Annotated in this window: 26 protein-coding genes; 2 read left to right on the top strand and 24 right to left on the bottom strand. The window is 43.6% G+C overall.

What is annotated here, in order from left to right:
• Positions 1 to 21 precede the first annotated feature (21 nt).
• The 16 genes from MARME_RS13640 to MARME_RS13715 all read right to left on the bottom strand — a co-directional run bounded on the left by MARME_RS13640 (position 22) and on the right by MARME_RS13715 (position 12,072).
• Positions 22 to 735, bottom strand: a complete 714-nt coding sequence (locus MARME_RS13640; protein WP_013661846.1) for an N-acetyltransferase — start codon at positions 733 to 735, stop codon at positions 22 to 24.
• Positions 736 to 770: 35 nt separating this feature from the next.
• On the bottom strand, positions 771 to 1,460 hold the full coding sequence (locus MARME_RS13645) for a hypothetical protein (RefSeq protein ID WP_013661847.1): 690 nt from the start codon (positions 1,458 to 1,460) through the stop codon (positions 771 to 773).
• A 40-nt stretch (positions 1,461 to 1,500) separates the two neighbouring features.
• Entirely contained in the window at positions 1,501 to 2,442 is a 942-nt protein-coding gene (locus MARME_RS21870) for an eCIS core domain-containing protein (RefSeq protein ID WP_013661848.1), read from the bottom strand.
• Positions 2,443 to 2,717: 275 nt separating this feature from the next.
• A complete protein-coding gene (locus tag MARME_RS13655) occupies positions 2,718 to 2,993 on the bottom strand; it encodes a hypothetical protein (RefSeq protein ID WP_013661849.1) in 276 nt (91 codons plus the stop codon).
• Positions 2,994 to 3,067: 74 nt separating this feature from the next.
• Positions 3,068 to 4,681, bottom strand: a complete 1,614-nt coding sequence (locus MARME_RS13660) for a hypothetical protein (protein ID WP_013661850.1) — start codon at positions 4,679 to 4,681, stop codon at positions 3,068 to 3,070.
• Complete coding sequence (locus MARME_RS13665; RefSeq protein ID WP_013661851.1) at positions 4,678 to 5,523, bottom strand: hypothetical protein; 846 nt, start codon at positions 5,521 to 5,523, stop codon at positions 4,678 to 4,680. The genes MARME_RS13660 and MARME_RS13665 overlap by 4 nt, the downstream gene beginning before the upstream one ends.
• A 48-nt stretch (positions 5,524 to 5,571) precedes the next feature.
• The gene (locus MARME_RS13670; protein WP_013661852.1) at positions 5,572 to 6,561 is read right to left on the bottom strand and encodes a hypothetical protein; all 990 of its coding nucleotides are present in this window, start codon (positions 6,559 to 6,561) and stop codon (positions 5,572 to 5,574) included.
• A 97-nt stretch (positions 6,562 to 6,658) separates the two neighbouring features.
• Positions 6,659 to 7,015 (bottom strand): hypothetical protein, encoded by a 357-nt coding sequence (locus tag MARME_RS13675; protein WP_013661853.1) that lies wholly within the window; start codon positions 7,013 to 7,015, stop codon positions 6,659 to 6,661.
• A 74-nt stretch (positions 7,016 to 7,089) separates the two neighbouring features.
• On the bottom strand, positions 7,090 to 7,590 hold the full coding sequence (locus tag MARME_RS13680; protein WP_013661854.1) for a RebB family R body protein: 501 nt from the start codon (positions 7,588 to 7,590) through the stop codon (positions 7,090 to 7,092).
• Between the two features lie 19 nt (positions 7,591 to 7,609).
• Positions 7,610 to 7,831 carry a RebB family R body protein gene (locus MARME_RS13685; RefSeq protein WP_013661855.1) on the bottom strand — a complete coding sequence of 74 codons (222 nt, stop codon included), beginning with the start codon at positions 7,829 to 7,831 and terminating at the stop codon, positions 7,610 to 7,612.
• Positions 7,832 to 7,918: 87 nt separating this feature from the next.
• On the bottom strand, positions 7,919 to 8,185 hold the full coding sequence (locus MARME_RS13690; protein WP_013661856.1) for a RebB family R body protein: 267 nt from the start codon (positions 8,183 to 8,185) through the stop codon (positions 7,919 to 7,921).
• Between the two features lie 102 nt (positions 8,186 to 8,287).
• Positions 8,288 to 8,554 carry a RebB family R body protein gene (locus tag MARME_RS13695; RefSeq protein WP_013661857.1) on the bottom strand — a complete coding sequence of 89 codons (267 nt, stop codon included), beginning with the start codon at positions 8,552 to 8,554 and terminating at the stop codon, positions 8,288 to 8,290.
• A 32-nt stretch (positions 8,555 to 8,586) separates the two neighbouring features.
• Positions 8,587 to 8,856 (bottom strand): RebB family R body protein, encoded by a 270-nt coding sequence (locus tag MARME_RS13700; RefSeq protein WP_013661858.1) that lies wholly within the window; start codon positions 8,854 to 8,856, stop codon positions 8,587 to 8,589.
• A gap of 44 nt (positions 8,857 to 8,900) precedes the next feature.
• Positions 8,901 to 9,200 carry a RebB family R body protein gene (locus MARME_RS13705; protein WP_013661859.1) on the bottom strand — a complete coding sequence of 100 codons (300 nt, stop codon included), beginning with the start codon at positions 9,198 to 9,200 and terminating at the stop codon, positions 8,901 to 8,903.
• A gap of 230 nt (positions 9,201 to 9,430) precedes the next feature.
• Positions 9,431 to 10,756 carry a helix-turn-helix domain-containing protein gene (locus MARME_RS13710; protein ID WP_013661860.1) on the bottom strand — a complete coding sequence of 442 codons (1,326 nt, stop codon included), beginning with the start codon at positions 10,754 to 10,756 and terminating at the stop codon, positions 9,431 to 9,433.
• Between the two features lie 143 nt (positions 10,757 to 10,899).
• Positions 10,900 to 12,072, bottom strand: a complete 1,173-nt coding sequence (locus MARME_RS13715) for an AAA family ATPase (protein ID WP_041647938.1) — start codon at positions 12,070 to 12,072, stop codon at positions 10,900 to 10,902.
• A 734-nt stretch (positions 12,073 to 12,806) separates the two neighbouring features.
• Between MARME_RS13715 and MARME_RS13720 the strand changes: the two genes are divergently transcribed.
• Complete coding sequence (locus tag MARME_RS13720; RefSeq protein ID WP_013661862.1) at positions 12,807 to 14,534, top strand: FAD-binding oxidoreductase; 1,728 nt, start codon at positions 12,807 to 12,809, stop codon at positions 14,532 to 14,534.
• A gap of 267 nt (positions 14,535 to 14,801) precedes the next feature.
• On the opposite strand, the gene MARME_RS13725 is transcribed toward MARME_RS13720, so the two are convergent.
• The 8 genes from MARME_RS13725 to MARME_RS13750 all read right to left on the bottom strand — a co-directional run bounded on the left by MARME_RS13725 (position 14,802) and on the right by MARME_RS13750 (position 23,417).
• The gene (locus tag MARME_RS13725) at positions 14,802 to 15,278 is read right to left on the bottom strand and encodes a LysE family translocator (protein ID WP_263053289.1); all 477 of its coding nucleotides are present in this window, start codon (positions 15,276 to 15,278) and stop codon (positions 14,802 to 14,804) included.
• Positions 15,203 to 15,421, bottom strand: coding sequence for a hypothetical protein (locus tag MARME_RS22540; protein ID WP_223294979.1), 219 nt, complete (start codon positions 15,419 to 15,421; stop codon positions 15,203 to 15,205). Before MARME_RS22540 ends, MARME_RS13725 begins: the two co-directional genes overlap by 76 nt.
• An 11-nt stretch (positions 15,422 to 15,432) precedes the next feature.
• Entirely contained in the window at positions 15,433 to 15,567 is a 135-nt protein-coding gene (locus MARME_RS22700; protein ID WP_013661863.1) for a hypothetical protein, read from the bottom strand.
• 502 nt (positions 15,568 to 16,069) lie between these two features.
• Positions 16,070 to 17,878, bottom strand: coding sequence for a methyl-accepting chemotaxis protein (locus MARME_RS22800; RefSeq protein ID WP_013661865.1), 1,809 nt, complete (start codon positions 17,876 to 17,878; stop codon positions 16,070 to 16,072).
• A 611-nt stretch (positions 17,879 to 18,489) separates the two neighbouring features.
• On the bottom strand, positions 18,490 to 19,146 hold the full coding sequence (locus tag MARME_RS13735) for an aldo/keto reductase (RefSeq protein ID WP_013661866.1): 657 nt from the start codon (positions 19,144 to 19,146) through the stop codon (positions 18,490 to 18,492).
• 38 nt (positions 19,147 to 19,184) lie between these two features.
• Positions 19,185 to 19,610 carry a MarR family winged helix-turn-helix transcriptional regulator gene (locus MARME_RS13740; protein WP_013661867.1) on the bottom strand — a complete coding sequence of 142 codons (426 nt, stop codon included), beginning with the start codon at positions 19,608 to 19,610 and terminating at the stop codon, positions 19,185 to 19,187.
• 339 nt (positions 19,611 to 19,949) lie between these two features.
• Entirely contained in the window at positions 19,950 to 20,609 is a 660-nt protein-coding gene (locus tag MARME_RS13745; protein WP_013661868.1) for a YoaK family protein, read from the bottom strand.
• A gap of 525 nt (positions 20,610 to 21,134) precedes the next feature.
• Positions 21,135 to 23,417, bottom strand: a complete 2,283-nt coding sequence (locus tag MARME_RS13750) for a condensation domain-containing protein (protein ID WP_223294980.1) — start codon at positions 23,415 to 23,417, stop codon at positions 21,135 to 21,137.
• A gap of 214 nt (positions 23,418 to 23,631) precedes the next feature.
• Here MARME_RS13750 and MARME_RS13755 point away from each other — a divergent pair, with 214 nt between their 5' ends.
• A complete protein-coding gene (locus MARME_RS13755; RefSeq protein WP_013661870.1) occupies positions 23,632 to 24,783 on the top strand; it encodes a histidine decarboxylase in 1,152 nt (383 codons plus the stop codon).
• Positions 24,784 to 24,812 lie beyond the last annotated feature (29 nt).

Here is a 24,812-nt window from a genome sequence, read left to right on the forward strand (position 1 = left end):
TTCCGCGTCCGAGCTTCACTTTTACTTTTCGCTCCTCTCACTGCGAATCATTTTCTGGCAGCCACAATGTTCCTTGCCGTAGTGATTCGCGTCCTGCCCTGTGGGTTCAAACCCATAGCGCTCATACGCTCCTACCGCTCTCTTAGCTGAATCCACGCCAATAACAGTCTTTCCTTTTGAAACTCTTGGCTTTAATGAATTAAGATACTTGTCCACAGCCCATTTCAAAGACCCGCTATAGTCAGGTTTTTTTACGAATCCCGTAATCTCATAGTCGATATTGTCATTATCATACGGAACACGCAACGTGATGACTCCTACGGGGACGCCCTTCGAGGTGATCAGTGTAATGTCCTCATCAATACTGTCTAACGTCTTCTTGCTCAATGCATAATCTCGAAGATCATCACAAACACAAGCTATCTCCTCTTCTTTGCGCCAGTTTTTATTAGAACAAGGAGTATTGTTATCCGTCTCAATCTTCTCTCTATATGCTTGATAATCAGACTCACTCACATCGCTTTTTAACAACGCTTCATCACGCCACGTTTTTAACATCGATAAATATTGTTTAAATTGCTTTTTACTATGAACGAGCTCCAACCCATCGGCAGCAGGATCTCGTTTAGCAGAAGTTGAACGTAGCTGAACAAAAAAGCGAATATCTTTCGGATGAACACACTTCGCGTGCGTGCTTCTATTTTGTCTTGACGTTTTATTTATACCGCAATACATAATGAATTAACCTCAAATATTTATAGCCGGAAAGACTATTCAGTATCTACATGAACGTTAATTTTTTTCCCTCGCCACGTAGCAATAAAGTTTGCTTGCACGCCTCGTGTGGCCAGTGTATCGCCTACCCGACCTTTACCTACTGCGGCTTTATCTTGACGGCTAAAAAAATGAACATTCGTTATATTTTCAGTCAAATCACCATTATCAATAAAGGCTTTCATTGCATCGATTGCGCCCTGTATTTCTTGCTGAGTATATTCACCAGCAAGTGTGACATTTTGGTTCCCAGCAACATATGAGTCCTTCATAAGAGTAAATACATCTTCCGCTAGATCATTCCCAAAACCACCATGATACGCGTCGTAATCATCAAGAATAGATTCGCTCCGCTCCTCTCTTCTTTTCTCAACATCCTTTGAAAACTGCACGTTTTCAAGTAGGCCTTTTGCAACATCAACCCCCTGATTTTTATCAAGCGCGATGTCCATCGCCATCTCCCTGTCTTCCTCAGGGTAAGTATTCCAATCTTTGACATTTTTGCTTAGCCAATCACGAGCATCTTCGTCACTTGTCGCGTACTGAACCCCTTTACTCATTCGGGTTAGCTGACAAGCCTCAATAGAAGCCGGCATGCTTTTTAACCGGTTTCTAGTTACAACACTTCGCCTGCTAAAGGAAAACGGTTTGGACTTCCCCCCTTCAGATAAATTAACGTACATCATTCTTACCCCTGCCGTTGTCATAAGTCGGTTTGCAATAAGACTAAAGTTCGCTCACAGCCTTAGTGGCTGCCGTGCCAGAAAAACGTGAACTCGGGCCACCTAACTGCTGTGTATCTAGCGTAATTCGTCCCGTGTCCGCCATCGCCGTTAGCGCTTGCATTGAATTTGCTTGTTTCTCAGCATTGCTGCCATATAAATTGCGAAACGAGATAACAAGTCGAATGGGGTAAACCTGTCCACCATAAGAGAACCCATGATTCACTAAATGAATTAATCTCTCAGAACAGCCTAGCGCCCCTCCTCCTTTACTACTTGATGGCTGCCCATTTTGACAATAATCTGTAGAAGTACATGGGCTTCTATTTATTCCCAAGAAGATAACGTTATCCGCATTTGGATTTAAAAAGCCAACGCTCGCGGGCAGTACCTCGTCAATAAACCGGTCTTCAGAATGTCCAGCGCTGGAGTTTTTTAAGTTCTCACACAGTAAATGATCACCCAAGGTCGCAGTGAGGTAAGTATCCATTGACGATTCTGTTGCTAAATGATCAGACATTGCTTGAATTGTCTTTTCATTTTTACAGCCGCCTACTTGCTCTGCAACGTGCCCCAACTCAGTGGCATGCTCTTCGAGCCTTGGGTCATCATTGATGGCAACACCATTCAAAACGGCCGTTGGTTTGACCATATCCAGTGCTTGTTGCACCACATGCCCCAATTCATGAGGTAGGTGATGCTCTTGTCCAGGAGCGAGATAGATATCTTCGCCCTGAGCGTAAGCATGTGCTTGAACTTGAGCAGGTTTACTGGAGTTATAGTGCACACGAACATTTGTTAGATCGACTCCCGAAAGCTTTTCCATTCCTTTTCGTAAGCAAAAAGGTAACCTTTGAATGCTTTGAGCTTTGTTCCGACGAATTTCATGTCGAGCATTCATCGATCGTTTTGATCGCGTAAGCATCAAGTATTGCTGAGTTTCCATGGCGAACACTCCTTCCGACAATGTGGTCCAAAATCGACTTTCTATAACTCTACAAAAGACGCTCGAAAATCACTTGGTAAAACTGACACATCGCTTGGAAAATATGACGAAAATGGCACGTTGAATAGGGGCAAGAAAAAGAGAAAAGGCGCGAGAAGATATTGAAAGAATGTAAAAACAGAATCAAGCACGCTGCGATCACGGCCTTTGTTATCGAGCGCTGACAAAGGTGCAAGAGCAACATGCCTGACTATGAAATAGACGTCGCTTTGAACTCACTCAGTAGCGGCGACGGCTGCGGTTGCTTGGCGCTCTGCTTCTTCTACAGACTGCATGACTGCTTGACCACCATATAGCTCTTGAACAACCATTTGATCTGCCGCTTCTACCGCCTGACGCGCGACCACTTCTGCTTCTTCTGGTGTCTGTGTCGCGTAGCCTGTCGCTTGCTCTGCTACGACGCTATCAGAATAAGCAACCGCATTGGTTGCGACCTGTTCCTGTTGCACGACTTCATCTTGCGCATAATCTTGAAGGTTTTCATCACTCATTTTCGATCTCCTTGTTTATGGGTCTTACCTTTGTATTACCATTAGGTGTTGAATTAAATCTGCCGCCCATACGGTCAGTGGCCGACAAGCGCTGGGTAGTCACCTTCTACCCAAACATCGTTGTTCGCAAAGAGATTCACCAACTCTTGAGGACGAGAGTCCGCCAGCTCAGAAAAAGAGGCCTCCCAAATATTACGATGCGAACGAACTTTAATAACGTTGCCTGTGTCTTTGTTCCAATCGACCGGCAGAAACACACACTTACCCTTGGCTTTTTGCCCGTAAAACCGATCCTGACTTGATAAGCATACTAATCGGCGTTTATTCGCTTGCTCCAGCTCTGACTCAATGACTAAATACGCTAAACAAGATCGCAACCAAATCGGGTACGTTGAGCTGTTGCCGTGCTTAGGCTCTAGAGGGATAAGATTCGTGAATTCTTGGGAAGGCTTATCGACGTTTGGTAAATCTTCACCCTGCGCATGACGGTTTTGCTGGTTAGACGCCTGATCATCAGTCTGTTGAACGCCTCCAGTCTCCTCATCGACCCTCTCATCTATCGCTTTATGAGAACCTTCAGCGTCTGCGTCATTAGAAAGCCTAGGTTGTTGATCTAACGTCGCTTGCCCACCAGCCTGTTTGTGTTGCCAGTACCAAGTAGACAAGGCGTCAATCGCAAGACTGCGAAATTCAATCGTATCCACTTGCTCAGAAAACAATGGAGGAACAGCATCCTTACCTTGCTCAAGAAAGGTGGCTCGACATTGTTTTAATGTTGCCATGCGTGCAAGAACAAGCGCGGTTCGATTAAGCCCCAGCGTGGTTATGGTCGCTTCCCCTCGACTCTCGGGTTGCATTTGCGCCAACCAAGCCTGATATGACGTTTCGATGTCCTGGTTCGTCAAGAGACGGTCATCTACGGTTCGCTGACTGGGTATCGCCGTTGGTTGTTGCCATAATAAGTTCGCGACTTCTTCTTTGTTCAGCTGTTGAGCAGCCTGATAAAAAGCGCACACTTTATCAAATGCAAAAGCGTGCCCATTTAAAGGGTTAAAACGAATGTAATCACGGGGCTGCTCATGATAAGGGTTAATCAGCATTGCTTGTTCTTCCTCGAGATCAACACTTGGAAAGCGAGGCCCTTTTACGGGAAACTTCCCAGCTTTGTGCTTTGCATCGCATTCAGGGCAAATAAACAGTAAGTTTTCCTGCTCGTATGCCAACGCAAAATAAGGAGAACATTGGTCAGTGGTATTTAACCCATTGTCTTTGTCTACCTCCAATAACTGAACAGGTCGATAATGGCTCATGTCCCCCGCACCAGTGGAAGCAAGAAAGCTTTCACAAAAGTAACAACAACCGGAACTCACATGCTCGAAATGTTGCTTTATCTGTTCATTTGCATATAAAGCTGGGTCAAATGCTGCATAGGTAAAACCAACGACAATCTCATCATCATGAGAGGATGACACGGCGCCCTGACGCTCGGTAATAACCACTAAATTATCAATAAGATCTGGGGCATAGCCTTCTTTTTTGAGTAGAAGTCGGTCATTTTGCGTCAACGTATGGTATTTCGGCACACTTTGCAGTCGATCAAGCACTTCAACCATTTGCTTTTGGGCGGCGCTCTGCTTAACAGCCGTATCCGGCGCGAGCTCGACAGCAGAAAACTTAAGGGAAATCATTTTTTTACCTCTTTGATGTTATCCAGCAGTGCTTTTGCTTCATCCAAATCTTGCTCTATAGGGTCGTGATTAGACTCTATAGACGACTGTGTCGTTTCCATCATCTCCTGCGCACTGTCCTTAGCATTATCGAGCTGCTGTTGTGCGGCTTGTGATTCGGTTTCCAGAGCTTGACCGCTTTGAGAGAGAACCTGTTGCTCATAAGACTGTTGCTGTGCAACCAGCTTTTGCTGCATTAACAACGCAGAATGGGTCAATGCTTCTTGCTTTTTCTGTACGGCGGCATTCTTAGTATCATGCTGACTGGCAACCTTGTTTTGATAAGAGAGCACACTGCTTTGAATTTGTTCTTGGTATTTCTGCTCTAACGCTTCTGATTCTTTATCTAGCTCTTTATCTAGGCCACGCAGCTTGTTCATGTCGTTTTGTTCTGATGTTTCGACTGCACTCTGAAAAGAAGCAAGACGTTTTTTGGCGTTGCCGTAAATAGAATCTACACTTTCTAGCGTTTGTTCCTGCATGTTGTGCATAGCAACTGAATTAGAACGTTGGTGGTCTGAAGGCTCGTCTTGCTCAGTCTGATAAATTGATTGCAATGATGGATGATCTTGCATCAAGCGCTGTCTAGCCTCATCAACTTGTTGCGTCGTTAGTTGAAGGGAGGTATTTATGGATTGCATCGCTTGCTCTAGAACGGCATCAACACTAGACATCATCGTCTTTATATCAATCGGTGTTGATAAGTCTGCAAGTTGCTTTATACCCAACCTACGCGCTTTCTCTTTCTCATTGCTCGATGTTGGTGTTGTAATATTTCCAGACGTAGTATGGTGAGTTTTCATAACGCCCTCTTATTTTTCTCGACTCAATTCTCAACTAAAGATCGACGTCTAAACGGCCTTTGGACGATCACTAAACAAACTTAAGCACCCTATCGCGTTCAGGTTCAGCAAAATGGTTCTGTCCGTTAGAGAATACTCATAATGACGACACTTACCGGATTGATTAATGTAACTGTCCGTCGCCAACTGGTTCTTTAATACACTCTGAATACTCGCGATATAGGACTCCGCTTGGGATTCAATCGATTCGGTGCTTTTAAGATTAAGGTTTAGCCCAACATTCAATAGTCCAGCAGAAAGCGTACTAAAACCCAGTGTGTTCCCTTCTGCTTGCCACTGCTCAATGGCACGCTGCAAAGCTTTCTGATCCAGTTCATACGTCGCGATAGGACAATCTAAATTGTCTAAAACCACCGGTTGGAGCTGCGCCAAAATGCCATTTAATGTACGAGCGTTGCCATCTGAATCGTTATACAGCGCTAAATAAAGACAATAATAATCACCGAACTCCGCTAACGTTTGAGCCTGCTCTTGCGCCCATTCGGATGCTTCTTGCTTAACACTTTGACTGACATCGAATTGCCCATCCGCGTAACTCAAGCTTTGATATAGCTGGATGTTCTCGTCAAATGTTGAACTCCATCGAAGAGGCTGATTGATGAGCTGCGGATTCAACACTTTAAAGGCCTCATCATTAATTAACCTATATTCAGAAAATAGCTTATTCATCGCCGCGTTGTTGCTCGAAGCATCGCTTCTGATGAGGAGTATTAGCTCCGATTCAGACATGGCGGACAAAGCTTGAATACCAACGGTCAAATTAAGGTTCGGGAAATAAATCAACGACGTATCACGTAGCCCAGGTCCAACCTCCTCAATAAATGCCGCTTCTGATGCAAAGCTCACCGTATGCTCTTTATCATTCAGCATCACCTGTAGCCACTGCTCTCCCTGAGGAATTAAGCTTAACAACGTCTGAGTTTTATTGGATAACTGACCCACCGACTCTAATTTCGTCTGTTCTATTAATATCGTCATATACGCCTCCCTTAACTTCCGAACGCTCACTTCGAACACTCACTTCAAACGTCAACTACGAACTTTCGCCATGAACGTAAACTACCAACTCCGTACGCTAACCGCCGGTCGTAAATTCATCTAATAACTGACTCGCACCTTTACCCACCGCGTTAAAGTTACTCGTGCTGTTTTCAATCATCGTGTTCGCCTGCTTTATGATTTCGCCGTACATCTCCGTATTACCCGTCGCAAGCATTTGCGCCAACGCCACACCCATTGCGGTCGTTGCCATGGTATTTATATTTCGAAGGTTGTCCGTCGCATCTTGCACAGCAATCGCTGACGATTGTGAGATTGATTGATAGGCTTTGCCCGCTCCCGATAGCTTAATTACACTGCTACTGAGCGCCGAGTTTTGCATTTGGTCAACCGTGTTAACAACCTGGGAATTAACATTTCCTTCACCTGCCATAGTGATTCACCTATTTATCTAGTTAGTGTTGCTCTGCGAATCCACCAGAACATCGCATACATGTTCTATTCGCTTTAATTACCAGAAATCACCTGCTCGATCGTTTTTTCAAGAGAGTCTTCCACCTTCTTCAAAAGCGCCTGCTCGGCGGCTTGAGTTTTTGCTTTAACCAGACCTTTAGCACTGCTGAAGGCAGTACTTATAGAATCCGATGTCACTGCTTTTTTTGATTTCGCTAACTCAGATAACGTCGACAGAATCAATGCGTTTTCAAGCTTTTCCTCTGCGAGGCTGAGTTGGGCAAGCTTTAGCTCTAACGCCTCTTTAGACTCAGCATCCACCGCCGGCGGGGGTGTCGTATCCGTACGCAACATTTTTGCGCAACTGGCGGTTATGGCTGCCGTTGCCGACGTCTGAGCATTTTGCTGGGCCGTCACCGCATTAAACATCGACATACCAATCGTTTCGGTACCCGTGACATCTAACATTCCCATTGACTGAGAAGGCGCACCACCTGTCATTAATGTATTTATCTGACTGACGGCATCCGTTACTTGATCATTTACACTACTCATTGTGTTCTCCTAATTAGGCTTAAATTCCCTTCGTTGCTCCCGCTGTGCCTGCCGCAAGCATGAGTGCACAACATTGACTGACGCCCGCATTCTGAATGGACTGCGAGTGTGACTCATTCGTCACCGCGTTTTCCATCAACATACTAATGGACGTCCCCATGGCAACTTCTGTCATCGCGACAGAGAAGGCGGCAGCTGTGGCTATCTCTTCTCCATATTGAGGCGCTGCATTCGTAGCCATCTCCCTTCCTATGGTCAATTTTCTATTTAAAGTCAGCGAAAACCGGCGATATCAGAAGGCGAACCCACTAATATCGCCTAATCTACCTTAACGATAGATTCTCGCAGTGCCTACTGCTGCAGACGCTGTATCAACGGTATACAGAGTATTCACGCCCTGAGTTAATGCAGCTTGCGCTGTAATGCTGTTGTTTTGCTGTCCTGTTGTCGCATTATGCGCGGCATTAGAAAGCGCCTGACTGGTTGCAATCATGAAATTACCGGTTGCTACTGCGGGTGCATCACCAAGAACCTTGGTATTCACCTGAGAAACTGAATCGGTAATTTGACTGTTTACTGCTGTTGGAAATGCCATAATATTCTTCCTTTTCAACTAGTTAATGAGCGTGACAAATAGCATCACGCGAGTGTCCGTCTGTCGCGTCGAGTGACTAATTTGGTGTTTGTTAAGACAAAACTAACCAAGGATTTTACTCGTCGCGACAGCCGTGGACGCGGTATCGACGGAATAGAGCAAGTTAACGCCCATCGTCGTAACAGCCTGCGCTGTAATATTTGCCTGTTGTTGTGCCGTCGTTGCATTGTGCGCCGCATTCGCTAACGCCTGCGACGTTGCCTGATACAAATTCCCCATCGCAACGGATGGCGCAGACCCTAATACTTGGACATTGGCCTGCGTTACCGAATCGGTAATCTGGCTATTTACTGCCGTTGGAAATGCCATAGAACGACTCCTTACCGGTTTCTAGTGATCCGTTAGCTACTCAAAATATCTTTCGTTGCCACACCAGTAGAAGCAGTATCAATGGAGTACAAGGTTGTCACGCCCATTGTGGTCGCTGCCTGTGCGGTGATCGCGGTCTGCTGTTGAGCAGTCGTCGCATTATGAGCGGCATTTGCCAAAGCTTGAGAAGTCGCTTGAAAGAGGTTACCCATCGACATTGCTGGCGCATCGCCAAGCACCTTCACATTTGCTTGAGTGACTGAATCGGTAATTTGATCATTTACTGCGGTTGGAAAAGCCATATTAACGTCCTTCTGTTTGGTTAATTATCAAATCTTGCATTAAATTAAGAGCCTAAGCCTGCAACCTTAGTCGTTGGCGGCGTCAAAATATCCTTCGTCGCCATTCCTGTACTTGCCGTATCTATTGAGTACAAGGTGGTTACGCCCATTGTTGTCGCAGCCTGCGCAGTGACGCCTGTTTGCTGCTGTGCCGACGTCGCGTTATGTGCGGCGTTAGCAAGCGCTTGAGACGTTGCTTGAAATAGATTACCCATTGACAAAGCAGGCGCATCGCCGAGCACTTTGACATTGGCTTGAGTTACCGAATCGGTGATTTGGTCATTGACCGCTGTTGGAAATGCCATAGTAAAACCTCATTTTAGTTCGTCCGTTTAATTGCAACTAAATGCCGTTGCTATGTAATAGGTTTGAATTCATCATCTCTTTCAGCAATTGCAAACCTTGTAACAAAGTCTAGAAAAACATGGTGGTTATGAATTGGTAACGCTTCGTATGTGGTTGGTAACAACTCGTAAGCACTTGGTATTTATCCCGTAAAATGCCAATTTGCAGGCTCACACTCGAATTAAAAGACTCAATGCCGGATGGGAAGTTGCAACAAAGGATGCGATAGCGCCTCCTCAACCACCAGAAATTCAGGGCTGGAATCGGCTTGCCCATATTGATCCCGATACACACCTGGACTCATGCCGACGGTTGACTTAAATTTTCTGACGAAAAAACTTAAATCTGAAAAACCCACATCATCACAGACCTGAGTCACCTGACGATTAGGGTTTTCGGCAAGAAGCGCCATTGCCTTCACGATCCGTAAACGCAACAACACCTGTTTAAAAGACATACCTAAATAGTGTTTGAACAAATAGGAAAGATGGGAGGGACTGATACAAGCCTGACTTGCTAGCTCATCCATGTTTAATGGCTTCTTATAATTGTGATACAAATACACAATGGCTTTGTTTAACGCAGGGTGATTTATAGAATGATGAGAGAAGTCACCATCGTCCGAGAACATGTTACCCAACGGGTTCATATTGTTTGGAACAATACTATTCGTAGACGGCACACTCAGATCAGCGCCTGCATATTGATACATCATATCCTTTGAATTTACTTTCACACTCAATAGGTCTTTCTGAATAACCGACGCCTTTTTATCACGCTCGGTGGCCATCGATGGGAAGCATTCCAACAATACCTCACGATTCACTATGGACGAATTTGCCTGAATCGCAAGCTTGTCCAAACAACGTTTCAACTGCTTAACATTACCCGGCCACGTGTAACCTTTGAGCACATCCCATGCACTCGACTGAAACGACAACCGAGCAATCATTGGATTCTCCGCTTGATACATCTGCACCAACCCCTCAATATCTTCGAGTCGATTCATTAAAGTAGGCAATTCAATAGTCAGGCAGTGGTAGTAAAGCCAATTGCTAAATGTATCGTTTAGTCCTGATTCGACCGACGTGATGTTTTTGGTATCAGAAGAGCTCACTAAAAGACGTACATCTTGCTCTGCGGTATCAAAACGCAACCAAAATTGCTTGAGAGCGTCTAACCCCTGATCTGATAACAATTCAATATTTCGAATGTATAAACTGCCTCCGCCCGCTCTCGAATGATGTTCTTCCAGTTCACGAGCGAGGTTGTCTTGATCAATTTGATGGCAGCAAACAGTGACAAATGGAGCGCGTCCCGCACAGCCTAAATCATGAAGAATTTTAGCGGCGATGGCCTTCCCTGTTCCTGACAGGCCGAGAATAAAGACGGGCAAACGACTTTTAGACATCAACTTAAGTTGTTGCTTTGCCATCTGGATAAACGAACTGGAGCCAACCCAAGCATCTTGGTTTTCATCGAATGAAATCGGGCGTGATAATTGAACTTGATTCATTGCTCTTTCCCTCAACGTTATTCGTGATAAACAAGTCATGTCGAACGATGCAAACCTCAGTCGGTTAGCATGCTATCGAGATGACCTTACGTAGGGAAAATTAGCGATATTCAAGTCGATTAAACGGATCACTTTCGGATCACTTACTTAGGAAGGTGTTTATAACGCTCCTTTTTTTGACGTTGCGAAAACGTTTTCCACTCCTTGCGATCACTGTCTATTACCAATGACAAGACGATCTCCCAAATCAACAAGTGACGAAATACGTAGCAATTTGATTTGGGGCACAATATCCCTAAACAAACCAAATCATGAACAGGTTTAATACCCGTCACCGATTTTATAGAGAGAAAATAATCGATCACCTCCACTTTTACCGCCATGCCAGCGCAAGCAATAAACTTCAGCAACGAAACTTGAACGTGTGTTAGCTCCAGCAATGTTCGTATCGTAGTCTTATATAATGGTTCAGGAAACACTTTGTCCCCCTGCGTAGACTCAATCAGCGCTTTTAAAATGGCAGGATGCCCATTAGAACGTTTAATTGATAATTGCCTAAGCAACTCAAGCTGACTTGGTGGAAGTGACTGAGGTTTTGTATAGAAAGACGCCAACGATTCGCAAGCACTGTCATTAAGCGCACCCAAAGAGATTGTGTGAGCATGTTTTAACCAGTCAGGGGGATAGGTAAAAAGCCCAATATCAGTTAGTCCTAAAATCAGAAAAAGGCGCTGCTTTTTACTGATTTCAATAAACTCTTCAATAAAGTGCAACTGCTTCGAGTTCGCAGCGTGTAGGTTATCTATTGCGATCGCAGAAACAGAGGATTCAAGTGCTTTCTGGACCAGTAACGTCATAGCAAGCGCCTCTAGTTCACCTAATCGAGATGGAGAAAGGTGAGATAATGCATAGCGCTCCGCAGAATCGAGCGTTACACCAACCCAGTCCAATAAATAAAAATACAGTAATGACGTATTCGCCAGCGCCTTTATCACAAGGCGTACACTGGCGTCATCAAGGTCATTAGAAATACAAAGTATTGCCCGACAAAAGCGGCGAGTAAAAGCATCATTAGGTTCGATAGGTACATAAACAGAGTGTTTATTCGTATGCTGTAGCTGGTCCAAAAAGCGCTTTATAAGCGCCGTCTTACCCACCCCTTGCATACCCTGAATACAGGCGGCACTCTGCGACGATAAATTGAGGTTATAAAGTTGCTGTAATTGCACTAACTCCCAATCTCGTCCCACAAACGGTTCATCGCCTTTCTGAACCGCTTTAGCGTAGTTCAGTAGTGGCAGTGGTACATCTTCCATAAGATAGTCCACAGACACATCAAAAAAACAGGCTAAATGCGTTACCGTCCTAAACAAAATATTCTTTCCGGCTTCTGCACGCTTAATAGACGCGACTGATACCGCTAATCGACGCTTTGCACACTCTTCAGCCAGCTTTTCTTGGCTATAGCTTTTTTTTTTCTCAATAACTTGAGCGTATGTTTGTTTATCGAGATACGTCCATGTAACAATTTATCCACAATACTCTCCTACCATCGCAATGAACACGACTTGGATACCGTTTGACTTGATAAATCTACATCAACCAACAAGGTTATGATTTTATTATATTTTTCAGAGCGAAAGGACTGATTTCATGCGCTAGCCCTTAAAAAGCAGAATCCCCGACCAGATTGAGCGGGGTTCATGTAAAAGTGAGGTATTAAACTAATTTATAAATGTGTAAACGTAAATTACACTTGATTACACTTAGCCAGGGAAGGGACGCTAAAATCAAGAAATACGACATTAATGACGTGATCTAAAACGTCAAATGCTCATACTCAACATAAGCACAACAATACGAAGAGCCCATCCATTCGAATCAAAACTTGATTTGATTAAGTACAGTCTTTAAAAAAACCGACTCGTCGTATTATCGGCAATCGACGTCTAAACATAGCCGACAATTGACACCAAACTGATACTGCTTTTTTCCTCGGTTTCAAATACCTTTCCTTATTGTGCGATTTATTAACCAAAAGGAATGAACGATGACAGAAGCCCAAAAAATCGAGCAAATAAATCCAGAAGACCAACGTTCAGAGGTACTTAAAGTTCACACTTCAGCCATTAATAACGCCGTATTATTTCGTCAAGAGATGATCGCGAACAACTTCCCTAGCGAGCGCCTATTAACCGCTCAAAACAACGGGCCAACCACTCTTCCAGGCCTAAACAACTACCAAGCAGAAAGCCTGATTTTCAACACCCGTTACCAATATCACCCTTTTGTTATCGTCATGTGCCAAACCACAGAAGAAGTACAACAAGCCTATAAAACAGCCATCAATTACGAACTACCAGTTCGAGTACGCGCTGGCGGCCATGATCACGCTGGGGAATGCAGCGGCGATAATGTGATACTCATTGATGTCACTGGCCTTAAGCACTTTGAGCTAGACAAAGATACAAACGTCGCCACCATTGGTGCTGGCTACCGCTTTTACCAACTGACCCCAAAGCTGGCCGAAGAAGAGCGCATGATCGCCCACGGTACCTGTGCTACTGTCGGTCTAACCGGCTTTATTCAAGGCGGAGGCTGGGGGCCATGGACACGAAAACATGGCATGTGCTGTGAATCATTAGTTGGTGCAACCTTGATTCTTGGCGATGGAACACTCATCGAATTAAGTGATAAAGACACAGAAGAGAATAAACAAGAACTGCTTTGGGCACTGCGCGGTGGTGGTGGCATGAGCTACGGCATCATCACAGAACTCAAGCTCCAAACCTTTGCTCTGCCTAAAGAAATTCATCGCTTTGAAATTGAATGGAATGTGACCAAACAAAAAAAATCGAAACACCGCTACTGCACACCTCAAAATGACACTCCCACAATCAAGCTACTCAGACAATGGGAAAAGGCCATCACGTCAAAAGAGACACCTCAACTCTTAGGCACCAATCTCCAAATCAATGCGATTCCCTCCTCTAGCGACACTACTGATGTCACCAAGCTGCATCATCACAGTCTAATGTACGGCTATTGGGAAGGTACCAAAGCGGAACTGGAAAACTTCATCCATGATTACTTTAAAAACGTGACACGCGATCAAGTCACCATCCATGAAGCTCATGGCGCAGGATACGATATCAAGTACGACCATGGGCTGATGAGTAACTGGGCAAGAAACTCCTTATATGATGTCAGTAAGCGTCTAGGAAAAAGCGGCACATTAACACAGGAAGGCACCCCCTTCACACCGGATTACGATGCGCCGGCTCCCCATAAACTGACCTCGCGTTTTGTCAAAAAAGAAGGTCTCGAAAAGAAAGGCCATGAGCAACTTTTACAATCCCTCACCTCCCCTTTAGTACGCCTTGAAAATGAGCAAAATGGATTGTTTAGCTATGTGACTTTGGGGGCAATACAAGGCGAGTTCTATCAATCTCAACATAACCTACCCGATATAGCCTTCCCTTATCGTAATCGCCAATACACGATCCAATATCAGACGTGGTGGAACTTAGACATTGAGCAAAAACTAGAGCAGCAAGATAACAAAGTATACATAAGCACGAACCGCGCAATGGATTGGATCGATATGGGGCGCGAAGCGGAAATCGAAAATACTGATGGTGCTTTTATCAGTTTCAAAGACCCAGCCATTCCAACAGAAATCTATTTTAACGACAGTTATGATAGGTTAGTAAAGGTTAAAAAGAAGTATGTCAAAGACACATTCAATCACCTAAGAACTCGAAAAACCATCATCTAATATCCGCCAAAATGGAAGCCACAGGCCGTGGCTTCCATTTAACCGGACTATCAAACTCAACATCCGTGGCTCTTCTGTCGAGTTTTAAGGCAAAGTAACTATATTGGGCGTCTCTTGTACTATTAGGTGCAAAAAACCAAACACTGGGTTCTGCTTTCGTAACTCACTTAGACAGTGAGTAAATTTGATGCCACCACTCCCACATAGTGAACAAACGGATCACCGCATGATGAATAACGACGAGCTGAATCCTATGTAACTTGAAACTTACCTAGCGAAAGCCGAACGAATGAGGCCAACCCCAGCTAGGGTAAATAAACCCGCCACGACACCACTCACCCAACGGCGGCATCGCTGATACCCTTGCATCACTCCTTTCATTGAGAAAAGAAGCGTATATAATGCGTTTACCGCGAACCCAACAACGATACAAACGCTCGTAGCAGCGGCAACCGACCAAATACTATCATTTGCATCCAAGCCAATGGAAAGTGCGGCCATCCATGCAATGACCGACTTAGGATTGGAGATATTTAGCAACAGCCCCTTAAAAAACCAATTTCGGCTCTGAATTGATGTTGTGCTCTCGGATTCGGGTTGCAAGGCAGAGCGAGCAGACACAAACGCTAGCCACAGTAAGTACAAACCACCTAAGACCTTTAGCACCATCAGGACGTAGAACGAACTTTGAAGCACTGCTCCCATACCACTCGCAGCGATCCCCCCCAGAAGACAAGACCGCAAGATAAGCCCAAACCGTAAATGAAACTCACCTTTCGACCATGACTCATCGCAACCGTTGCATTCGAAATAGTCGCAGGCCCTGGTGATACAGCAACGACAAAGAAAGCCATCCCAATCGATACTAGGGAAACGAAATCATTCATGTTCTTTACCTTTAGAGTATTTCAGCATATAAAAAACTACAGGTGACCATAACAACGCCTCTGCAAGAGGACATTTGTGCAGCCAGTAGTATTGAGGTCATTTTACCTGTATCGGGGTGGCTAGCTTCAATTTTAATACTAGACATAATAACTCCCAACGAGAGTTAGCATGTCTGACCATAGCATATTATTTGTCGGATTGGACACTCACAAAGAGTTTGTTCAAATCGCTTACATACATACCTCGGATACAGATCCAGAATGCTCGAATCATGCAAAGATCGTCGTGTTAGAGTTAATGTCACGTCTATCATATTAAAGATTAATAAGTACGATGGTAAACGTACAGTTCTTAGCGATGAAAGTACTCAATTTCAATAGACACATAGTGATAAAGCACGGCGAACACAGCGTGAAATACAATGATAGTAAGGAGTGTCAGACAAACTAGCTTCTTGATCTCGACGCTATCGTTAAATACCAAGAGAAACTTCCTCATCCTTGAGTATGTTATTTGAAACGAACGAGTTATCGATTTGGCGTCAATAAAGTTATGGGGCGCCTGTCTTATTAGAAAACCAAAACGCCGAAATAACTAAGAAGAAGGTTTCTTTATAAGTTATCAATTAGTATTTGCACTATAAAACGTTAAGCTTCAATCAGGGAATATTTCTCTTGATGCTCTAAGTAAAGCGATTGCAATTCATCAATGCCTTTCAGGTCGCCCGCTTCGTCTCGGTAACTAAGGGTGTGGTCAATCGCCTCACCTTGCCATTCTTTTTCAATGTCTAAGCGCTTAGACGTTTGTTTGAATTCCTCTATAAAGTCATTGATGGCTTTCAATAGATGATAAGAAGAAGGTTCCTCTGAGACCACCGCGGAGTAATAAAACGGATCAGGTAAAATACTGTTAATCACTTCGACCTTGTTATGCCAAGGACTGGCCGGGTTAACCGACGCCCAATGGAATACAGGATGGTCGGCGGCAAAAGCATCAATCGAGCCATTAGCCAGAGCATCGTGCACCCTTGAGATGTCTCCATAAGCGATGAGGTTTGACAGTTTTATCTTGCCGCCAGGTTTGTGCTCATTTTCTGCCCAACGAAAACCTTGTTCTTCTAACGTGGTTAAGGCAGCGGGGTCATTAACTACTCCGAGCACCTTGCCTTCTAAATCAGACAGATGCTTGATTGAGGAGTCATTGGCTTGGCGACACAAGACAAACTTGAGGTAGGTGTAGGTGTCTGAAAAGGCAATACCTTGATAAAAATCACTAGGCGGTACGGCACACCAAACCACATCCGCGTTGGGTTGGCCCTTTTCTTTTCCTGCAAACAACAGTTCGGTTAGAAGATCCCAAGGATGTTCTATGAATTCACATTTGACCCCCAACCAATCAGCAAAGGCTCTGGCATACTCCGCATCCAGACCTTGAATAGCGCCATTGGATGAACGGCGAAATGTCACACCAACCAATGCAGGGTCTACAGCAACACGAATGACGCCACGCTTTTTAATATCCGCTAATTTATCAAATGAAGGCGTATTGTAGACATGATTGGCTTTTAAAAATTGGTTAATGCCATCTTCGATCAAATCCTCATCGCGAGTAAGATAAGAGTCTAAAGATTGGGTTATATCAGAAGCCCAACCTACCTTATTTATAGCTCGATTTGAGGATTCTTTACTGGCTTCGAGCAATTCAAATACCACTGAATTGTGTTCACTGATAGTTTCTAAACGATCAGACATTTGAGAAAAACGCGCTTGGATATCGGATAAGGAAGACGCAATTTCCACATCCAACGTGTTGAGCTCCTGATCAATTGTGCTCATCGTTTTCTGAAGAGACTGAGTCACACTGGATAAATCAATCAGTTTTACCGCTTCATTGGTTTGTACCATGGTTTTTTTAGCAAGCTCACCAACCTCTTTCGCAACGACCGCAAAACCTCGTCCTTGATCTCCCGCACGAGCCGCTTCAATAGTGGCATTGAGCGCAAGCAATTGAATGCCTTTTCCGATGTCTTCGATATTATTGAGAACCTTAGTCGCCCCTTCTGCTTTAGCGTCCAATTCGTGACTAATACGAGCCAGTTCATTACTGATTGCAAGGGTTCTTTGCTCGACCGACTGTCGAGTATTCTCCCTAACTTGGCTGGCGCCATTAGTACTGGTTTCTATTTCTTCGCGTGTTTGGCTCAACCCAGTACGTAAATTATGAGAACGAACATCTATTTCGCGCATTAAACTGTCTTGAGCTTCCCCTGCTGTACTTGCAAACCTGAGTAAATTTTGCAAAAAATTCAGTGCGCTAGACACACCATGAGTATAAGTTTCAAGAGTACTATTCTGTTGGTTTTTTTCAGAATCTTGATTTTGAGAGATGTCATTTAGGCGGCTATCGTCAATAACGAAACGAGGTGCTTTCTGTTTTTTAAATAATCTATTTAACATGTTATGACCTCTACAGCGGATGATGAAGATACGAATGAGAAACTCACTAACTAAAGGCAATATTCATGCCCATTCCGATAGAGAGACATTAGAAAAGTAGCCATCAAACATGGCATGGTTTGCTAGGAAAGGTACGAATCAGTCTTATGAGCTTCAGTCTTATCAGAGAAGCAGCCTATTTTTAAGGCAGGAGTGAGCAAGAAGGTTAATATCTTCCCTCGCGTTATTTATAAGATAGACGCTTATTAAAAGTGAATACAACCTCACAAAATGGATCTGGCTGTGATACGTATTAGTGCATTTTGGGATTCTACATGGAGTGACCATAAATCATGCTAAGAAGACTTTTTTTGATCGTTTTTACTCGTCTATCGACGTAGTTTTACCCAGGTTGTAAGTGATTGGCAAGTCGAATTCCTCGGACACTTGTTTCTGATCTTGGTTGCTCTGCCTCTCAACGGATTACGCGACTAAAACGCCGATTAATCTGATCTTAGGCGCTTTCGCTTCCAACAATTTGAGGCGACCTAACCAACCGAGCAAAGCTATGGGATGCCTGTATTAGAACTTTATTTAGCCTGTGTTAGAACTAATGCTTATATACAGTCATGTCAAACAAGACGCTGTATGGCTTCCATTTCTCTTTGAGAAAGTTTGATATCTAGAGCAGCGACATTTTCTCTCAGATGCTCAATATTGGAAGCCCCTGGAATTGGCACAATCGTAGGAGATAACGCAAGCAACCACGCCAAAGCTATCTGCTGCGTTGACACACTATGTGCTTTAGCGAAAGATTCTAGATCAATTTTCTTTTGAATGAGCATGCCCATACCTAGAGGGAAATAAGCAAAAAAAGGAATTTGAGCGGCGTCACAGAAGTGAACGACATCAGAAGAGTCTCGACTTCCAAAAAAATGGGCATTTTGAACCGCGTCTACCTTGACGATAGAGGCTGCCTCTTCTATTTGCTCGATTGACGCACTACTTAACCCTATATGTTTAATTAAGCCCATTTTTTGAAGCTCAGCAAGGCATTCCATTGACTCCACTAATGGCACTCCAGAACCTTTTAGTGGGCCGCCCGCCAGTCTTAAAAACACAAGATCTAATGAAGGTTTCCCAAGGTTTTCAAGATCTCGTTTCACAGTAACTTCAATTTCATCTGCCGTTGCAGCCGGTTCTGGACGACCACTTACTCCGACCTTAACACCAACCTTGGTTGAAACTATCAGGTTCTTTGAATAAGGGAATAACGCTTCTTTGATCAATCCGGTTGATAACTTTATTGCCTAATTTTGGTTGCATGTCATTCCTCCAAATTACGAACAGCGCGCTCTAACATCTTTCTGGCTTGCTCAACCTCCAATGGATCTATTCCAGTCAATGCTTTTTTTCTTGCTTTAACGATTGGATTCGGAACCGCCTTGAAATGCTCAGCTCCCGCTTTAGTTAAACTTAGGACTTTACTGCGTCGGTCCGTATGTGATGGTTGCTGTAAAAGCCACCCTTTGGTTACCAACGCAGAAACTAACGGAGTCAGCGTTGCAGACTCGATATTTAAAATTGACTGTAAGTCTTTTTGTGGCAGAGTACCGGCTTCACCTACATGATGCATAACATACCATTGTGTACGCCCTAATTCGTAAGGCTGAAGTAGACAATCCATTTCTCTAGCACTTAACAAATAAAACCGCTTGATCCAGTGACCAAGACTCTTTTCATACTTTTCCATCAACTCTCCCCCTAATATCAACGCAATACAGCTAGGTACCTAGCTATATTCAAGTTTATTTTTAAAAGAGAGACGTCTAACGATCTTTACTATCTCCTGACACGCCACTCTCGCAGCCATACTATGGAAAGCACATTGGTATAATAAACCGATGAATAAGCAAGATACTCACCAATCAAATCTATAGGTTTGAAACCTGGAATTAGCGCGCTGACGTTGGGAAAAGTAAACTGCTGGATGTCCGGTATCACTCGTAGTTGAGAGTCCTATATGAGCTGTTGTATTCTCATTTTTGGTTGATTTAGAATACAACGCAAAAATAGCTAGCAGATAGGCTCATTAGCTGTGAATTTTGGCATAAACACGATAGCTCAGCGCCATGATTAAACATACGGCCGCCGGAACATACAAAGCCTTAAACGCAAATTCGATGTAAAGCAACGCACCACACGTACCGCCAAGAATAAAACCAAAAATTATAAATAAAAATAACTTTGTTTTCCGCTTATCAAGAGCTTTCCCTTTGAACACAGAACCAAACATTATTCCTAGATCGGTAACAATACCAGTGATATGAGTGGTTCGAATAATTGCGCCGCTGTAGGTGGTAGCAAGTGCATTTTGAAGCCCACACGCAGCCGAAGCGAGAAAATGTCCGTAAAATGAACCTGAAATTAAAAGCCATGACGATAAACACAACAAAATGGATTCAATAAATAATGCTGTATCGTAATGTCGGCCTAATTTAAGAGCTGAATCATGTAGTAAGAAGCCAGCAATGCAAGCACCACAAAAAAAAGAAAGCAAAATACCTACAAGATGAAATGCTTTTCGGAACGATGAGCTTAGAAATTCAGTGCCAAGTAAGGTAGCAGTGCCAGACAAATGCGACACAGACTGATGCTCAAACCCGAGCAAACCAATTGCATTAATGCAACCTGCGATCAAAGCCAAAAAGAAGGCCCCAAGCTCTACCCACTTTGGCAGTTGTGAAATCAATGCTTGAACACCCCTTTATAAATAACAATTAAAGGTTATACGGCGCGGCGCGGCCGCAGTTATAACCGTCTATTGAGCCGCCATCTCTTTATTTAGGAGGGGCTTTTTCATGATACGATCTTCCTGTGTCTTTGCGGAGTATTTTCAAGTTCACTTACCCCTAAATCAGACTAAGAACACTCTTGGTTGAGCGTTTTCGCTCATCTACCTTAGAGTTGTACCCAGATCGCAGGTGATTGGCAAGTCTCACCTCAGACCCTTTTTTCTGATCTTGTTTGCTCTGCCACTAAACTGATTACGCTACTGAACACCAACTCACCTAGCCTTGGTCGCTGTCACTTCCAACAATTTAATGCGACTTAACCAATAGAGCAAAGTTATGTGAGCTTTTCAGTTTGTGTTGTAAAGCGCAACTTCGAGACTAGCCCAATTTACTGTGCGGTGGTTTTATGGAGAGATAGCCTAAACTGCGAAGTACTTCCTAGACTCCTGCTTTCGCAGGAGTGATTATTTAACTTCAAAAAATCAGTAGGAATAAAACTGTTCAAGCGCTAAGTCTTGCAAATCATCAACGTACACTCTATTCAAGATTTGGCTCAGTCGACTTGAAAGCTGTTCGATTTGTGATTTCGAATAGCGCTCCCTTTGATACGTTATGATGATACGTAGAGAGTGCTCTCCGTTAGGCAAAACATCATCCATGATCTCGAAGTGTAGGCCAAACATCGAGTCATTTTTTTCAGGTGGAATCTGCTGATAAAAGAGGTCACCAGAGGCACTTTTTAAAGCGCCATTTAGTGCATTGTTTGAGTGGATATGCACATACACATCAAACATCAACCCTTCCTCTATCGGACATCCAACCGCTTCTTGAATCAAGTTGATAGGAATATCAGCGTAACTCATAGAGTCGTTGATTTGCTCGCTCACACTTGTCACTAAACCGGCTACGGAACGATGCTGATTAAAGCGGACTCGGTGTGCAACCATAGTCGTAAAATAACCAACAGTATCAAAAAAATTCGCTTCCGTTCGGCCAGATGCGGAAGTTCCGATAACCACCTCATCCGAGTCACTGTAACTGTGCAGTGATAAGGCAATCGCAGAGTATAAAACCCCAAAAAGAGAGGTCTGATACTGTCTAGCGACAGTGGTCAACTTAGAAAACGCATCCAGTCCCAAGTTTAGCTCCGCCCATTCAGCCGAACTGCTAATGCTACCAGTTTTTTCTTGTCTCGATGGATCCGGTTCCAGGTGAACCAAATTTAGACCTTTCGAGGCCCCTTCAAGCTGCTTCGTCCAATATCTAAGATGATCTGCATTCACACCCTGTTGAGCTTGTGATCGAGCAAACTCGGAAATACTGGGAACAGGCTCCGACCAGTAAGGGAGTTCGTCACTAGAGCGCGATAAGTACGCTTTAGAAAGATCCTGCATAATTGTATTTAACGACCACTCATCAATGACCATGTGATGTACCAACATCGACAACACTTGTGGCTTTCCGCCACTCCTAGCCATAAAACGCACTCTCAATGGCAGTTCTTGAGTGAGATCAAACTTGTAGCCCGCTTCATCAGACAGCGTTATACCATCACTCTCGTCACTTCGCCAAAACCACTTGTAGTCGCTTAGATCATCACTAGAAACAATCTTCTGGGTCACTTCACCTTTTTGAACCTGAAACTGAGTGCGTAAACCAGAATGACGTATCAATACATCTTCAAAGGCTTTGTAGAAAGTACTCTCATCGACTTCATTTAAAAATGTAATCGCAAACGGAAGATTGTAAATCGGACTAAAATCGTAGCCAGAATAAGCTTGCCAAAGAAAGTCTTGCGCTAACGTGAGCGGTGCTGAATCTGCGTGATGTAAAATAGGCTCTGCTTGTTGGCTAAGAGTGCTGTTGGTCGATGACACTTGCAAAGCCAATGCCTTAGCGGTAGCAGAACGAAAAAAGTCATTAAAATTCAACTCGAAGCCATAGTTTTGATTCAGCTTTCCAATTACTCGAGTCGCTAATAACGAATGCCCTCCCCAGTCAAAAAAGTCATCTTCAAGTGACAAATTAGGCTCATGTAATACGGAACGAAACTCATCTAGAATCAGATTAGCAACCGAATCCGCATCTTCAGACGGTGAAACATTGTTTGTTGATTGATTCTCTTGAGAGGGTTCTAAAGGGCGCTCAAAAGGCGATGTATATATAGAATTGTCTTTGGTCAACAGCAGCTGATATTGCTGCGTTATCTTATCAATAATGCCCTCTAGTGAAGTAATTTCACCTAAGATCGGATGATATTCTAGAACTAAAATTCGCTCTTGAAGAGCATAAACAATAGCAGCATAACAAGGCGGATGTTGATCTGCTTGCCAATCAAAAGCCGCTCTCTGAGACAGGTAATGAGGTATCTCAACTTCTATAGAAAAAGTGCTTAAACTAAAATTTTCATCTCGCACATAATATTTAACGACCTCTCCTTCGTCATTAAAATCATATCGACAACTCAAGCTTGGCACATCTTCAATAACCTTGAGTATCGCACCTTCTAATGCGTCAAGATTAATATCCTCACTTAATTTCCAAGCACTAATAGACCTTGATACTTCTTCAGGCTGTTGTAACTGTAATAGCCAAATCCTTTCTTCATAATCAGTAACACTCGATGGGGTTTCTTCGCAAATATCGGAAGCCTGTAAAAACATACTGGGACCTGTATTCATAATGTGAAAAATTAAACGACCAATTAAGGAAGTTCTTAGACAATCAATACGAGACGTTGCAACGCTGGCTAACAGACGTTTCAATCAGATGCCTTTATTGACTGGGAAGTCTTCTCCTAAAGGCTGTTTTCGCAAGAATTGCATATATAAAACTAATAAAATACTTTTATATAAATTATATTGATTATCATTCTCATTATTATTAGTATAATCTTAGTTGTCAAGCGATACCCTCTATCGAGTTCAACTCTACTGCCGATCTCGGCCAGTAGAGTCTTAAATACATACGGAGATGATCATGAACCTCTCAGCAACGCACCAAGAGCAGCTAAATAATTTTTGGCAATACTGTCTAGAGCATCAATACTTTAATATTGGCTATCCTGAATCTGCTGATTTTGATTATTCACATCTATTTAAGTTTCTTAAATTTTCACTCAATAATTGTGGCGATTGGCGCGAACCAAGCAATTACGCCCTGAACTCATTTGATTTCGAGAGAGATGTTTTAAACTATTTCTCAGAGCTGTTTCATATTGATTCAGAAGACAGCTGGGGCTATGTCACCAATGGCGGTACTGAGGGAAATATGTTCGGATGCTACATAGCACGAGAGCTTTTTCCGAATTCAACGCTTTATTATTCGAAGGAAACGCACTATTCGGTGGCGAAAATAGTTAAGCTATTGCGCATGAAGTCTTGCCTTATTGAGACCACCGCTACGGGCGAAATCGACATCGATGATCTCACCACTAAAATTAAATTAAACCAAGAAAAACAGCCGATCATATTCGCCAACATCGGCACTACCATGTCAGGGGCGATCGATAATATCGATGAAATACAAATAAGACTTAAGCAAATAGGCATTGATAGAAACGACTTCTATTTGCACGCAGATGCCGCATTAAGCGGTATGATTTTACCTTTTGTAAGCTCACCTCAACCTTTCAGTTTTGCTGACGGCATCGATTCGATCAGTGTGTCAGGTCATAAAATGATAGGTAGCCCTATCCCTTGCGGCATAGTAGTGGCAAGACGTAAAGATGTTGAACGGATTTCTGTCGATATCGACTATATTTCCGCAAAAGATCAAACCATTAGTGGTTCACGAAATGGTCATTCGGTCTTAATGATGTGGGCAGCCATTCAATCAAAGTCCGCTTCAGATTGGCGACACTCTATTGAACACTGCTTATCCTTAGCCCAATACGCTGTAGAAAGACTGCAAGCTGAAAATATACCTGCTTGGCGCAACCCGAACTCTGTTACGGTTGTTTTTCCTCGCCCATCTGAAAACGTTTGGCGGAAGTTTCACTTAGCCATATCGGGTAACAAAGCCCATTTAATTACGATGCCGCATAATAAGGACACAAAAAAGCTCGATCAACTAATCGACGCCATCATCCTCGATCAAACAACACTCCCTCAGTGCTCGACTTACGTTTGAGTACCGCGAGGCAAAACGTACATTTTATC

The organism is Marinomonas mediterranea MMB-1, assembly GCF_000192865.1.
In the GTDB taxonomy this organism is placed as follows: domain Bacteria; phylum Pseudomonadota; class Gammaproteobacteria; order Pseudomonadales; family Marinomonadaceae; genus Marinomonas; species Marinomonas mediterranea.